General features: G+C 41.1%; 15 protein-coding genes. 2 read left to right on the top strand and 13 right to left on the bottom strand.

What is annotated here, in order from left to right; genetic code table 11:
• Nucleotides 1–15 precede the first annotated feature (15 nt).
• The 7 genes from ASG46_RS15830 to ASG46_RS15800 form a co-directional block, all read right to left on the bottom strand.
• On the bottom strand, nt 16–966 hold the full coding sequence (locus ASG46_RS15830) for an ABC transporter permease (protein ID WP_008348492.1): 951 nt from the start codon (nt 964–966) through the stop codon (nt 16–18).
• Between the two features lie 77 nt (nt 967–1,043).
• Entirely contained in the window at nt 1,044–2,678 is a 1,635-nt protein-coding gene (locus ASG46_RS15825) for a peptide-binding protein (protein ID WP_025207149.1), read from the bottom strand.
• 85 nt (nt 2,679–2,763) lie between these two features.
• Nucleotides 2,764–3,759, bottom strand: coding sequence for an ABC transporter ATP-binding protein (locus ASG46_RS15820; protein ID WP_024720061.1), 996 nt, complete (start codon nt 3,757–3,759; stop codon nt 2,764–2,766).
• Nucleotides 3,760–3,782: 23 nt separating this feature from the next.
• A complete protein-coding gene (locus ASG46_RS15815; RefSeq protein ID WP_041507465.1) occupies nt 3,783–4,763 on the bottom strand; it encodes an ABC transporter ATP-binding protein in 981 nt (326 codons plus the stop codon).
• A gap of 170 nt (nt 4,764–4,933) precedes the next feature.
• Nucleotides 4,934–5,728 (bottom strand): DUF2268 domain-containing protein, encoded by a 795-nt coding sequence (locus ASG46_RS15810; protein WP_041507466.1) that lies wholly within the window; start codon nt 5,726–5,728, stop codon nt 4,934–4,936.
• Between the two features lie 77 nt (nt 5,729–5,805).
• The gene (gene fabF / locus ASG46_RS15805; RefSeq protein WP_008348501.1) at nt 5,806–7,047 is read right to left on the bottom strand and encodes a beta-ketoacyl-ACP synthase II; all 1,242 of its coding nucleotides are present in this window, start codon (nt 7,045–7,047) and stop codon (nt 5,806–5,808) included.
• Nucleotides 7,048–7,068: 21 nt separating this feature from the next.
• A complete protein-coding gene (locus tag ASG46_RS15800; protein WP_024720058.1) occupies nt 7,069–8,007 on the bottom strand; it encodes a beta-ketoacyl-ACP synthase III in 939 nt (312 codons plus the stop codon).
• A 169-nt stretch (nt 8,008–8,176) separates the two neighbouring features.
• On the opposite strand from ASG46_RS15800, the gene ASG46_RS15795 reads away from it, so the two are divergent.
• Nucleotides 8,177–8,410, top strand: coding sequence for a hypothetical protein (locus ASG46_RS15795; protein ID WP_008348506.1), 234 nt, complete (start codon nt 8,177–8,179; stop codon nt 8,408–8,410).
• 10 nt (nt 8,411–8,420) lie between these two features.
• Here ASG46_RS15795 and ASG46_RS15790 read toward each other — a convergent pair whose 3' ends face one another.
• The 4 genes from ASG46_RS15790 to ASG46_RS15775 all read right to left on the bottom strand — a co-directional run bounded on the left by ASG46_RS15790 (nt 8,421) and on the right by ASG46_RS15775 (nt 11,077).
• The gene (locus tag ASG46_RS15790) at nt 8,421–8,618 is read right to left on the bottom strand and encodes a ComZ family protein (protein ID WP_008348507.1); all 198 of its coding nucleotides are present in this window, start codon (nt 8,616–8,618) and stop codon (nt 8,421–8,423) included.
• Between the two features lie 11 nt (nt 8,619–8,629).
• Complete coding sequence (locus ASG46_RS15785; RefSeq protein ID WP_017360174.1) at nt 8,630–9,595, bottom strand: BMP family ABC transporter substrate-binding protein; 966 nt, start codon at nt 9,593–9,595, stop codon at nt 8,630–8,632.
• A gap of 90 nt (nt 9,596–9,685) precedes the next feature.
• Complete coding sequence (locus ASG46_RS15780; protein WP_056705174.1) at nt 9,686–10,261, bottom strand: hypothetical protein; 576 nt, start codon at nt 10,259–10,261, stop codon at nt 9,686–9,688.
• Between the two features lie 75 nt (nt 10,262–10,336).
• On the bottom strand, nt 10,337–11,077 hold the full coding sequence (locus ASG46_RS15775; protein WP_007499048.1) for a hypothetical protein: 741 nt from the start codon (nt 11,075–11,077) through the stop codon (nt 10,337–10,339).
• A gap of 212 nt (nt 11,078–11,289) precedes the next feature.
• On the opposite strand from ASG46_RS15775, the gene ASG46_RS15770 reads away from it, so the two are divergent.
• Complete coding sequence (locus ASG46_RS15770; RefSeq protein WP_024720055.1) at nt 11,290–11,484, top strand: YjzD family protein; 195 nt, start codon at nt 11,290–11,292, stop codon at nt 11,482–11,484.
• A gap of 119 nt (nt 11,485–11,603) precedes the next feature.
• Here ASG46_RS15770 and ASG46_RS15765 read toward each other — a convergent pair whose 3' ends face one another.
• Together ASG46_RS15765 and ASG46_RS15760 are read right to left on the bottom strand one after the other, a co-directional pair.
• Entirely contained in the window at nt 11,604–12,869 is a 1,266-nt protein-coding gene (locus tag ASG46_RS15765) for an MFS transporter (protein ID WP_008348516.1), read from the bottom strand.
• A 169-nt stretch (nt 12,870–13,038) separates the two neighbouring features.
• A complete protein-coding gene (locus ASG46_RS15760; RefSeq protein ID WP_008348517.1) occupies nt 13,039–13,218 on the bottom strand; it encodes a YjzC family protein in 180 nt (59 codons plus the stop codon).
• Nucleotides 13,219–13,298: the final 80 nt, after the last annotated feature.

The following is a 13,298-nucleotide window of genomic DNA, read 5'->3' as shown; positions in this document are numbered from 1 at the left end:
TGCTTCAGCTCCCTTCTAATATTCAATACGCGGATCAACGATCGCATAAAGAATATCCGCTATTAAGTTTCCAACGACCACGAGCACAGCAGAGATAACAGTCATCGCCATAATGACGGGATAATCTCTTGAAAAAGCAGAATCGATAAACAGTTTCCCAAGCCCTGGCCATGTGAAGATTTGTTCCACCACGACTGCGCCGCCAATAAAGGATGGAATCATGAGTCCAAAGATCGTAATAACAGGCATCAGACCGTTTCTCAATCCATGTTTGAAGATGACTTTGTTCTCTCTAAAACCTTTCGCTCGCGCCGTGCGAATGTAATCCTGCCGCATCACATCGAGCATACTTGACCTTGTATAACGTGTAAGGCCGGCCATATCAGCCGTTGCTAAAACAAAGGCCGGTAAAATAATATGATGAAGCCGGTCAAATAGATTAAAATCTGCATTTAAGGTAGAGACACCCCCGGTCGGAAACCATCCTAAATTCACTGATAACACCATAATAAGGATCAAACCAAACCAAAAATTCGGAATAGCCAGTCCGATAAATGATGTAACCGTAATACCATAGTCAAGTTTTGTATACGGACGTTTTGCTGAAAGAACACCAAATGGGATGGCAATGATCAGGGCAACTAATGTAGAAAAGATCATGAGGATGAGGGTATTTGGCAGCCGGGCAAAAATCAAATCCGACACGGGCGTTCCTTTTTTTACAATGGATGTGCCAAAGTCACCTTGAAGCATATTACCGAGCCATTTCATATATTGCACATATTCAGGATCGTTCAAGCCGTACTTATCAATAAAGGCTTCCCGGTCTGCGGCACTAATGGTCGGGTCCATCATGAGTGACATCGGATCGCCTGGTGCTGCTTTCATAATCGCAAAGGACAAAATCGTAATACCAAACAAAATCGGGATAGAAAGAAGTGTCCTTCTAATGATATATGTAACCATGTGCACAACTCCTTTTTCATCGGATGGCCATACTATGATGAAAAAAGGGGAGACCCCTCCCCTTCTTCACTAGCAGACTACTGTTCAATCCACCATTTTTCGATTTTGTAATATTCATCTTTCGGGTGGTAAGAGTAGCCTTGTAGATTAGATGGCATCGCACGATGTGAGTTGGCATAATAAAGGAACGTATACGGCTGGTCTTCTGCAATCAGCTCATAAATTTTTTCATACGCCTTTGAATACTCTTTACGATCACTCAAGTTTTTGGCATCAACTAGCAGTTTATCGACTTCTTCATTTTTATACCAAATGTTATTTAAACCTTTTTCAGACTGACTTGAATGGAAAATGCTGTATTGGTCAGGGAATGTCGCTAAGCTCCAGCCGAGTAATAACGCATCATAATCCCATTTTGGCGGGGTTGTTTGCTCGATTAATGCACTAAATTCTACAATTTGCGGTTTTGCTTCAATGCCAATTTCTTTGAGCTGCTGCTGGACAACGACAGCAATATCTTCACGGACTTTGTTTCCTTGGTTCGTCTTCAAGACGAAGGAGAACTTCTTACCGTCCTTATCCAGATAACCATCTCCATCTGTATCCTCCCAGCCTTCTTCTTTCAGCATCTTTTTCGCTTTTTCTTGATCAAATTCAAATACTGGGACATTTTCATTTTTAGGGTAGTTCCATGACAGCGGGCTTTCTGGGATGTTGGCTACTTTCCCGTCTCCATTTAACACTTGATCGACAATCGTTTGACGATCAATAGCATGGGTAAGAGCTTGACGGACTTTTTTACTTTTGAACAGTTCGTTTTTCTGATTCCAGCCAATATATGAATAATTTAGCCCTAGATCAGATTCAATTTTGATGTTACTAACTTTTTCAGCTGTTTGCAGTTCTGCTCCAGGCACTGCAAAGAAATCAATATCACCTGCGGATAGCTGAGCCATGGCTGCATTTTGATCAGGAATCGTTTTAATGGTGACTGTATCAAGGTATGGCCGTCCATCCCAATAGTCATCAAATGCTTCGAGTTTGACATAGTCTCCTTCTTTCCACTCGGCAAATTTAAATGGACCGGAGCCGATTGGATTTTTTCGGTTAAATTCATTTTCGCCAAGATCCTTTATAGGGACATCACCTAAAATATGCTTTGGTAAAATCCCATAGCTTCCTAGCGTGACATTATAAAAATATGGATCTTTTTTATTCAGCTTAAATTCGACCGAATAGTCCCCTGTTTTTTTGACAGACTCTAATACTTCAAAGCCTGATCCACGCTCACCATTGTAATCCTTATTAATCGGAATGCTGTATGTAAACACAACATCATCAGCAGTCAGTTCTTCTCCATCATGAAACTTAACGCCTTTTCTAATGGTCACATCAAACTGTTTGCCGTCATCGGATTCTTTAATATCTTCTGCCAACGCCAGCTGTGGGTTTAACTTTCCATCTGTTTGTAGTAAAAAGCTATAGATTCTTTCTTCAATATCAGAACTTGCCACGTCTGTTGAGTAAAGTGAGTTAAATAATGTAGGCTCTGCAATCGAACCAATGACAAGATCGCCGCCTTGTACAGGTTTACCTGTGGATTTCTTTTCACTGTCTCCAGACGTTTTATTTCCACCAGAACAAGCAGCAAGGATCAATGTAAAGATCAGCAGCAAACTGACCAAAATGGACTTTCTCTTTCTATCTTTCATAGACAATTCCCCCTATCTTTTTTAAAAAATGATGACAGAAGCCCGTTTTATCCCCCCTCTCAAAGATGAGATCATACAAGCGTGATCAAGCGTCGTAGAGGTGGCAGGCCACAAAGTGGTTCGTTTTTAATTCTTGAAATTGTGGTACTTTTTCTTTACAGACTTCTTTCGCATGCGGGCATCTTGTATGAAACACACAGCCTTTTGGCGGATTTGCAGGGCTTGGTAAATCCCCTTGCAGCATAATCCGTTCCCTTTTCATCTGACCTTTTTTACGGGTGACTGGAACGGAAGATAAAAGCGCCTGTGTATACGGATGAAGCGGATCATCGTACAGGCTATGCTTATCCGCAAGTTCCATCATTTTGCCAAGATACATGACGCCCACTCGATCACTAATGTGGCGGACCACACTGAGATCGTGAGAGATAAAGAGATAGGTGAGGTCAAACTCTTCTTGAAGCTCTTCCATCAAATTGATGACCTGCGCCTGAATGGAGACGTCAAGCGCTGAAACAGGCTCATCTGCTATGATCATTTCAGGATTCATGGCAAGTGCACGAGCGATACCGATCCGCTGCCTTTGTCCGCCAGAGAATTCGTGCGGGTATCGATTCGCAAAACTTGGGTGAAGGCCGACTTTGGATAAAAGCTGTTCTACTTTTTCATTTCTTTCTTTTAAGGAATATAAGTGATGTGTTTTGTAGGGTTCTTTGATGATACTTCGAAGTGTTTTTCTAGGGTTGAGTGATGCAAAGGGATCTTGAAAAACCATTTGGATGTTTTTCCTTGTTGATTGTCTTAGTTTTGATTCAGATACATGAGAGATATCTTGCCCTTTAAATAGAATTTGTCCTTCTGTTGGTTCATATAAACGAATCATCGTCCGTCCTAATGTGGATTTACCGCATCCAGACTCTCCAACGATGCCTAACGTTTCGCCTTTATAAATGTTTAAGTCGATGCCGTCAACCGCTTTGACTGCTCCTACTTTCTTTTGCAGCACCCCAGCTTTAATCGGAAAGTGTTTTCGTATATTTTTTAATTCCAGGATGGTTTCTTTCTCAGATCGATCTGTCATGTATGGTTGATTTTCAGCAAGTGTCATGTTTGGCTTGCCTCCTCATATAAGAAACACCTGACGCTTCTACCATTTTCAAAGGTTGTCAGTTTGGGCAATTCACCTATGCAGCGTTCCATTACTTTAGGGCATCTAGGCGCAAAACGGCATCCTGCCGGAAGCTGATCTGGCGCAGGGACATTTCCTTTTATCGCCGTTAATGGCTGAATGTCTCCGTCAATGACTGGAATGGATTCAAGCAGTCCTTCTGTGTATGGGTGAAGCGGCTCATCAAACAACTCTTCAACGGTTCCATTTTCAACAACCTGTCCGCAGTACATGACAATGACGCGGTCTGCTACTTCCGACACAACACCTAAATCATGCGTAATGAGAAGTATAGATGTACCAAAGGTCGAACATAAATCTTTCATTAAGGTCAGCACCTGGGCTTGTATGGTCACATCGAGAGCAGTAGTCGGCTCATCCGCAATGAGGAGCTTCGGATCACAGCTTAGCGCAATGGCGATCATGACTCGTTGACGCATACCGCCGGATAAACGGTGCGGGTAATCTTTGATGATTTGTTCTGGCCTGGAAAAGCCTACAAGCTTTAGCAAATCAATCGCTTTTTTGGTCGCTTCTTTTTTTGAAAGTTTTTTGTGGTAAATGAGGATTTCTGTTATTTGTTCCCCGATGGTTAAGACGGGATTAAGTGAGGTCATGGGTTCCTGAAAGATCATGGATACATCATTACCGCGAATATTGCACAATTCCTTTTCACTATATGTAACAAGGTCTTTTCCATCAAGCTTAATGGAACCATCCATAATCTTCCCACCAGTCCCATTAATCAGACCCATGATGGATAAAGACGTAATACTTTTACCAGACCCAGACTCACCGACTAATGCGACTGTTTCCCCTGTTTTGATACTAAAATCAACGCCATCAACAGCAGGTATTGGTTCCTTTTTTCGAAAAAAATAGGTTTTTAAGTTTTGCACTTCAAGCAGTGTGCTCATGCATTCGCCCCTTTCTCCATAGATTAAATGAACCGAATCAAAAAATTCTGTCTTTTTAGAATAAAAAGAATTATCAAAATTTATATTTGTATATTATTACATCAGCATGACGAAATCAAGAAGTATTTAGTAAAATTGTAATATGTCACTTTTTTTGTGAATGTTTGTCTTTATGATTCTATCGCCTTTAAAAACGTTTCCGCTGGCTCCGCAATCATAGACTCCTCGCTGATTCGGTGCTCATCGAAATACTTTTTCACGATATAAAATCCAGTGGCATAGCCAAGCATTTTGGGGTAGTTCCCCTTTCCATAAAGGAGATTCTGTATCAGCCTTTCGTCGTCCTGCACTTTTTGATAAAGGTGACTGGATACCCATTTCTTGTACATGCGCTGCAGCTGCGATTCGTCATATAAAGTCGTCCACTTTGCTGTATAGCTTTCTCCATATCTATGATACACAGCATATTCAGCGAGCCCCTCCATCATGATTGTATCAAGGAATGTAAAATCTTTTTCTTCTTTCGTGAGAAAATGCAACCTGCATACATGATGATATTCATGCGTCAGCAACGTACCGATTCGATCCTTCGGTGTATGCGGGGATAAAAAAAGAAAGATTTTGTCATCAAATGCCATGCCGGATTGAAAGTAAAATTGTTCTCTGATCTCTTTGCTGCTCTCATTAACAGGCAAAATAAAGACGGGGACATCAGGACCTCCCCACTTTTTTTGCAGCGCTTTGTATTCTTTCATCACAAGCTTGAAATACCCTTTTTCTTTGAGCTTGTCGATCATTTCCTGGCAGGCGTTCCATGATCGCACCATTCCGTGATGTTGTAAATGGGCGAGAATAGATGATCCTTCTTTTTTCTCCGCTCCTTTAAAATAAGGGACAAAACGTGCCGCCAGCTCCTGAAATGATGATGATTGTTGGATGAGATATTGTGTATTGATCAGACCCATACCGCTGAACACCTCCATTTTCATCATATGCAAAAAGGCGGCGATCTGTTTATAGATCGCCGCCTTCTTAAGACATATTACGCTTCGTATTTTTTGAAGATAATTGTCGCATTGTGCCCGCCAAAACCAAGTGAGTTGCTCAAAGCAACTTGTACTTCTTTTGAACGTGCTTCATTTGCTACATAATCAAGATCACATTCTTCATCTGGTGTTTCAAGGTTAATCGTTGGCGGAATGACACTGTCTTTAATCGCCAGAACAGAGAAAATCGCTTCTACTCCGCCTGCTGCACCAAGTAAATGACCTGTCATTGATTTTGTCGAACTGATCGCAAGCTGATTCGCATGCTCTCCGAACACTTCTTTAATCGCCATTGTTTCAAACTTATCATTATACGGTGTGCTTGTTCCGTGGGCATTGATATAATCAATTTCTTCCACTGTTAAACCTGCATCACGAATTGCTTCTTTCATTGCACGTACGCCGCCTTCTCCGTTTGGAGCAGGTGCTGTGATATGGTATGCATCTCCAGTTGAACCGTAGCCAACGATTTCTGCATAAATGGTCGCACCACGTTTTAACGCATGCTCTAATTCTTCAAGAACAACAATTCCCGCTCCCTCACCCATAACAAATCCGTCACGGTTTTTATCAAATGGACGACTTGCTGTATCTGGATCAGGATTTGTCGAAAGGGCTTTGTTTGCACAGAAACCAGCAAACGACATTTTCGTTAATGGTGCTTCTGTTCCACCTGTAATCATCGCATCTGCATCTCCGCGCTGAATCACTTTAAAGGCATCACCAATGGAGTTTGTTCCTGTCGCACATGCTGTCACTGTACAAGAGTTAACCCCTTTTGCGCCAAGTGCAATCGAAATTTGACCTGTCGCCATATCTGGAATCATCATTGGAACGAAGAACGGGCTTACGCGTCTAGCTCCTTTATTTGAATACACTTCGAATTGCTCTTCGAATGTTTCAAGTCCGCCAATACCAGATCCAACCCATACCCCAACACGAGGTGCGTTTTCATCTGTAATTTCGAGGCGTGAATCTTCTAAAGCCTTTTGAGCAGCAACGACTGCATATTGTGTGAAGCGTGCCATCTTTCTCGCTTCTTTTTTCTCCATGTAATCTTCGATGTTAAAATCTTTTAGTTCTGCTGCTACTTTTGCTGTATATTCACTTGAATCAACACGTGTGATCGGGCCAACACCTGATACACCTGCTACAGCATTTTTCCATGTTGTCTCTACATCGTTGCCAAGAGGTGTCAAAGCACCTAATCCTGTAACAACTACTCGTTTCTTATCCATTAATTTGTGCACCCCACTCTTTTATCGGCCCCATCGCATAGCGATTGCGCCCCACGTTAATCCGCCACCAAAACCAACCATTACAATCACATCGCCGTCATGAATTTTTCCGGCTTCGATTTCTTCACATAGTGAAATTGGAATGGATGCTGCTGATGTGTTTCCATATTTATGGACTGTTTTCGACATTTTTTCAACTGGCAGCTCTAAGCGTTCGCGTGCTGCTTCCATAATGCGAATGTTTGCTTGATGCGGAATCAAGAAGTCTACGTCTTCTTTTGATAGTCCAGCTTTTTCTATCACGTTTACGCTTGACTCGCCCATTTGTCTCACAGCAAATTTAAATACTTCTCTTCCATTCATGATTGTATGATCTTTTTCATCTAAGTACAAGTGCTTCCCGCCTCTTCCATCGGCTCCAAGCTCAAATGATAGAATTCCCTTGCCTTCGCTGACTGTTCCTAGTACAGCAGCACCTGCTCCATCTCCAAACAAAACAGCTGTGTTGCGGTCATCCCAGTCGGTAATGCGAGAAAGCTTTTCTACACCAACGACAAGCACATGTTTATAAGTGCCAGATTCGATAAATTGTTTTCCAGTAACAAGCCCATACATAAAGCCAGCGCAGGCAGCGCTAATATCCATTGCACATGCTTTATGTGCACCGAGCTGCTCTTGAATCATACAAGCGACTGTCGGAAATGCTTGATCTGGCGTAACTGTCGCTACAAGAATCATATCAATATCTTCTGCAGCCACATCTGCGTCAGCTAATGCTTTTTTTGCAGCAGCAAGCGCCATATGAGATGTATTGACATCATCAGATGCAATTCTTCTTTCTTCTATACCTGTTCTAGTACGAATCCACTCGTCAGAAGTTTCAACCATTTTTTCTAAATCACGATTTGTTAATACTTTTTCAGGTATATAGCGGCCAAGGCCAATAATTCCAGCATTCATTGAATAAGACTCCTTTTACTCATACGAGCATGTGATATTGTGATCTTATATTAGTATCTGGTACTAATTTTACCTTATTTTTTTCTCCTTGGCAATACAAACGTCTAACCTTTCCTCTCACTTTTTTCATAGATTAATGATATACCAATAGTAGAAAGGAACATGTGATATGGCGCAAAAGGATATTTTCTCAGCAATGATGTTTGGTCAGCCACTTGAAAAGGAGAAAAGCAAGACAGAAAAAAAGGAGGAGCGTGCAGAGACTTCTTCAAGTGATGACTCCATTGACTACATGCATGTCATGAATCAAATTGGAAACATTATGAACTCCATCGATGAGCTGAAGCCTGTGTTTAAAGATGTCGGCCCTATGATTAGTGCCTTCAAGAAAAAATTATCATAAAAAAAAGCCACTATTCTGTGGCTTTTTCTGATGCTGCATCTGCTTTTCCAAGCTCATATGCCTCTTGCATGACAGATGTAAACAATGAGAGAAGCGGCTGAAGTGCTTGTGGATCAAGCTGAATCCCTGCTTTATCTAATTCTTCTTTTGCTTGTGGAAAATACTTCATCGCAATTTGTAAAAACTCCATCGATTTTTCGTGTTGCATGTTCAACGTCCTCACTTTTCATTTGGCAATTTGCCTGTTTTTTTGTAATTCGCAATATCCTTCTCAATGTCTTTCACAAAAGCGCGGTCTATGGTTGAGCTAAATTTCCCCATTTCGATCACTCCTTCTTTAAAGTCAAAGGAGTACTCACCTTGTTCGTTTAGCTTGCCTTCATTAAACTTCTTCGCAATGATACTGTACGCTTTATCGACATGCTGTACAGTGCTAGTTAACACCGTATGGCTTCCAAGGTTGGATTGATCAGTGACATATCCGATCGCAGATAAATTGTCGGTTTTGATTTGTTCAATGACAGGGATATTATAACCATCACCTGCTGGATACACAACATCTACACCTTGTTTTTTCAATTTTTGATAGAGGTTCACGGCTTTGTCAGCATCATCCCAGTTTTCGACAAATTCCGCTAGGACTTGCACATGTTCGTCCTGATATTTTGCACCTTTGATAAAACCGTCTACTTCACTTTGCCAATCATATGTAGCCAGAATACCAATCTTTTTTGTTTTGGACATATGTGCTGCTGTCATGCCTCCGAAAAAGCCCATTGCTTCTCCTTTAAACGTGACGTTTGTGACATTATCAGCTTGAGGCTTGCCTCCATTGACCGTGATAAATTGTGTTTTCGGATAATCTTCACTGATCAAGTTGAAAATTTCGCTGTATTCATTGCCATGGCCAATAATTAAATTGACTCCTTTTTTATGAAATTCTTCAATAGCATCAACGATTTTCTCCTTGTCGACCATCCCTTCCTTATAATAAACATCTACACCAAATGTTGATTGGATATTTAATAAGCCTTTATAACCTTTCGTTCCCCAAACTTGATCATTAATCGTATCGGGGACGAGTAAACCCACCTTCTCAATATGTCCTTTTAACGGCGCCTGCGAGCAGGCAGATAGCATAAGAAGAAGGAACGAAAAGATCATGACAAGCCGCTGGTACTTCATGCCATGTTCAACTCCCTTTGCAACACGCAGGCATGAACCTGTATGTTAAATATAGGTTTATTTTATACTGAAAAAAGATAAGATGGAAGATCATTCTTGCTTTTTGTCGAAAAATGTTGAGTTTTGTCTTTTCCATTCTGCTATGATTTCTTCTGCTTGTTTGTCACCTGTTTGTCTTTCTACCTTTAATTGATGGATCATTTCCTGCCTTTGATCGGTGCGTGCCCACTTTAAAAGCTCCTTTGCGACATCTTCTACAAAAAATGTGTGATCATCCTTTATTCGTCTCTCTTCATGGAGTGTCCACGGACCAAACATGCGTGGAAGGATAACAGTCGAAACGCTTTGTTCATGCGAATGGCTTTCGGGTTCTTCGTAAAACAAGCGGAATATGCCATGCTTCGCTTCGAGGATTGTCTCTCTGTTCATTGAATCATCTGATTGAAAAAAGATCAGGTCATATGCCTCTTTCCTATCTTGACCATCAATAACGCGGACAAGATCATTGCGGCCGAGCCACATCATCCGCTCTTCTAATAACATTTTTTGCTCCTCTGACTGCTCCTTAGGATATGTGATATCCACTTGTATGCCCTCTTTCATCATATATTCACAAAGTGTCAGTCCAAAAAATTCATCTGCACCTATGATCAGTCCTGTTTCCATGTTCATGTCCCCTTTTTTAGCATATCGAATAAAAAGAAGAGCCCTTTCCATGAAGGGCTGTTATCATCCTATTCATTACAATTCTCTTTCATGCGATTTATAAAACTTGTGAATGGACTGAAAGATTCTTCTTGGATGATCAAACATATGCAAGGTAAGGTCCATCTGACAATGGTCTGGATTCATCATATGTTGATCAATAAAAGGCTTTGCATGTAGTTCATAGGCATACGGTGCGCCGTTTAGTCTCTGCCATATATGAATCGGTACATGAGCTGAATGAACGGGGCAAGACGGAAGTGGATACGTTTCTGCTTCCTTTGCAGAGCACCCATAGCTCTGTGCGAGTTCTTTCATGAACTGTTTGTAGAAGAATTTGTGTTCCTTTTCTCTTTCTCTTTGTGCTTGCAGGTGTAAACATGGATTCATCATGGCTATAGACCTTAGCACTTCTGGCATTTCTTCGGCAAGACTCATGGCGACAAGTGCGCCCATTCCCTCTGCCAGCACATGAATTTCCCGGTTTAATATTTCTTGTTTTAATGTGTGATGAACAAGCTGTTTCGCACTAAAAACAGCATCTTCACATCCCCAGTGATTCCCATGAAGATGACTATTAAACAATGTATATCCTTCATCCTTTAAAGCAGTTAATAGCTGGTTTCTTCCGTAATGCTGAAGCCAGAATGATGTATTTTCCTGCACAAAGTGATTTCGGTCACCGAGGATTAGAATGCCAAAGCCATTTGGTTTTTGAGGAAGGTGAATGACGTTCCACTGGGAACCAAGCTGGAAAAAACGTTCGCTTACACCCATATGGCCAGCCTCCTTTCAGTGATTCTGCTTTCTATGATATGAACAACAACTCTTGTAGGAATAAGGAAATCCCCTAAAGACAGAAGAATTCTTTTTATTTTTATAGTAGAAGGTCTCAAAATGATCACATAAAGGCGGAAAACAGTCTTTTCTCTGAACTCGTATCTATGGTATGATAGTCAATAGATTGTTACATAAAGGACGGTGGAATAATGCATTACATTATCACCCTCATTTGGACTTTTCTGCTGACACATATGGCTGGTTACATCGTTTCATCTATGAATGGAGCTGCTTATGATTTTACGTTAACTTCCATTCTTGCCATAGTGTTTACGGTTATTTTATTCATCTTTGCTGAAGTAAGTCCAATGAAAGAAACAGAAAGTTCAACAGAACATTCTTAATATTGCTGGAAAAGAGCTAATGATTTGAGATTAGCTCTTTTTCTTTTTTTCAGAATGATGACTAGAAGTTGAGAGCGCACGCTAAAACCCCCTGCCGTCAATTACAGGGGGTTTTTGAGTTACACCTCAACCGTTTCGGACTTCTGTTTGTCTGCTGACAAATGGCTTTTCGCAAGCCCTGTGAACAGGAAGATCGCGATGCCCGATAAAATTTCAAGCACACCACCCCCCGCAATGACAGGTCCTGCTCCAAAGCGTTCTGCCAGGACGCCCGATATGACGGCTGCAAGCGGGAGAAAGACATTTGATGACGCGTTGATCACGGCATATACTTGCGGCTGATCTTCTTGGTCAACAGACGTTTGAATAATGACCATCTCTGGGACATTGATCGCACTGACGGCTGCACCAAAAATAAAGGAAGCTAGAAGAACGACTGGAAGCCATGTACTCATTCCAGTGATAAAGAATGCAGCTCCTTCAATCATGCCTGCGACAATAAAGAACAAGCCGAATCTTTTGATTTTCACCTTCGCCAGTGCAAAGCCCATCATAAACGCACCGACTGCAGCGACACCTCTTAAAATGGAATACACCATTGAATCACTTTGCAGCGCTTCTGCTACATATACAGCGGATAATGCCTGCCACGGAGCTGCGGCGACATTCATTAAAATACAATAAAGGGTCAGTGCAAATAAAATATGATGATTTTTAACGACTAGAAAGCCTCTTTTTAAGTTATACAGATATGTATTCTTTGCTTGTTTAATGCCTGCTGCTTTTTCTTCGTCAGACTTCTTCAGTTTAACGCCAATAATAAACATGCCCGATATGATGAATAAAGCAGTGGTGATCAGGAGCGTATCTGCAGGTCCAATTAATTTGACCAAAAGACCAGCGACCATCACCGCAGCAAGTGCGACAATTTCAAAAGATGATTGCAGGATCGCATTTGCTTTTTGAATGAGATGCTTTGGAACAATCTGCGGAAGGATAGCCACAGAAGCCGGGTTATAGGCTGCACCTGTTGCCGATTGAATAACCATTAATGAGATCAATAACCATAGAGGCAATATGTGCGAAAAATGCAGTAGTGGAATAATGAGTACAATGGTTGCTCGAATGACATCTGAAGCAAACATCCATTTAGATAAATGATGTCTTTTCATAAGAGGTCCTAGTATTGGGGCCAACAATGATGAAGGAAGAACTGTCACTGCTAGAAGAAGTCCGGTACCGAGCGCTCCATCCCCTCTTAAAATCAATAACCAAAGAACGGATGTAAAAGCAAAACTTTCTCCTGTATTTTTTATGAGTCTTGATATGAACAATGAGGTGAAGCGTTTATTCCAAACACTTTCACTGAGATTCATCTTTTCCATCACACAAATCCTTTCAACCTTATACTATTCTTACATATTTTACCTTAAACTTTCTTTTTTTCATACTATTTATTTGAAAATTGGAACTTAATTGTTTTTTATTATAAAGAAAAAAGAGGCATGACACATGCCTCTAAAGACTTATTCATATGGACTCTTAGTCAATTGCTTAAGGCTTTCTTTGGTAAGTCCAAACACGGTTATGGTTCGAGTTATCCGGAAAGACGTCTCCTGCTTTAAGCTTTATCTTTAAAGGATCTTTCACCATACTACCGGTCTCACCGATTTCGATATAAACACCATTATTAGGTGCCTTATTACCAGATTTAAACTGATGCTGTTGACCCATTTCCATCCTCCTTTCTCGATTGATGTTATTATGTCCCGTCCATTGCCTCTCCAATCCAATATGTAAAAAGTCCCTGCTCA

Origin of the sequence: Bacillus sp. Leaf49, assembly GCF_001426125.1 — a bacterium.
In the GTDB taxonomy this organism is placed as follows: domain Bacteria; phylum Bacillota; class Bacilli; order Bacillales; family Bacillaceae; genus Bacillus; species Bacillus altitudinis.
Note: the sequence above shows the minus strand (reverse complement) of the source record. Positions and strands in the feature narration are given on the sequence as shown.

Bases quoted from the DNA above. Each gene is read 5' to 3' on its own strand.
- ASG46_RS15830 (WP_008348492.1), bottom strand. From the start codon at position 966: ATGGTTACATATATCATTAGAAGGACACTTCTTTCTATCCCGATTTTG.
- ASG46_RS15825 (WP_025207149.1), bottom strand. From the start codon at position 2,678: ATGAAAGATAGAAAGAGAAAGTCCATTTTGGTCAGTTTGCTGCTGATC.
- ASG46_RS15820 (WP_024720061.1), bottom strand. From the start codon at position 3,759: ATGACAGATCGATCTGAGAAAGAAACCATCCTGGAATTAAAAAATATA.
- ASG46_RS15815 (WP_041507465.1), bottom strand. From the start codon at position 4,763: ATGAGCACACTGCTTGAAGTGCAAAACTTAAAAACCTATTTTTTTCGA.
- ASG46_RS15810 (WP_041507466.1), bottom strand. From the start codon at position 5,728: ATGGGTCTGATCAATACACAATATCTCATCCAACAATCATCATCATTT.
- fabF (WP_008348501.1), bottom strand. From the start codon at position 7,047: ATGGATAAGAAACGAGTAGTTGTTACAGGATTAGGTGCTTTGACACCT.
- ASG46_RS15800 (WP_024720058.1), bottom strand. From the start codon at position 8,007: ATGAATGCTGGAATTATTGGCCTTGGCCGCTATATACCTGAAAAAGTA.
- ASG46_RS15795 (WP_008348506.1), top strand. From the start codon at position 8,177: ATGGCGCAAAAGGATATTTTCTCAGCAATGATGTTTGGTCAGCCACTT.
- ASG46_RS15790 (WP_008348507.1), bottom strand. From the start codon at position 8,618: ATGCAACACGAAAAATCGATGGAGTTTTTACAAATTGCGATGAAGTAT.
- ASG46_RS15785 (WP_017360174.1), bottom strand. From the start codon at position 9,595: ATGAAGTACCAGCGGCTTGTCATGATCTTTTCGTTCCTTCTTCTTATG.
- ASG46_RS15780 (WP_056705174.1), bottom strand. From the start codon at position 10,261: ATGGAAACAGGACTGATCATAGGTGCAGATGAATTTTTTGGACTGACA.
- ASG46_RS15775 (WP_007499048.1), bottom strand. From the start codon at position 11,077: ATGGGTGTAAGCGAACGTTTTTTCCAGCTTGGTTCCCAGTGGAACGTC.
- ASG46_RS15770 (WP_024720055.1), top strand. From the start codon at position 11,290: ATGCATTACATTATCACCCTCATTTGGACTTTTCTGCTGACACATATG.
- ASG46_RS15765 (WP_008348516.1), bottom strand. From the start codon at position 12,869: ATGGAAAAGATGAATCTCAGTGAAAGTGTTTGGAATAAACGCTTCACC.
- ASG46_RS15760 (WP_008348517.1), bottom strand. From the start codon at position 13,218: ATGGGTCAACAGCATCAGTTTAAATCTGGTAATAAGGCACCTAATAAT.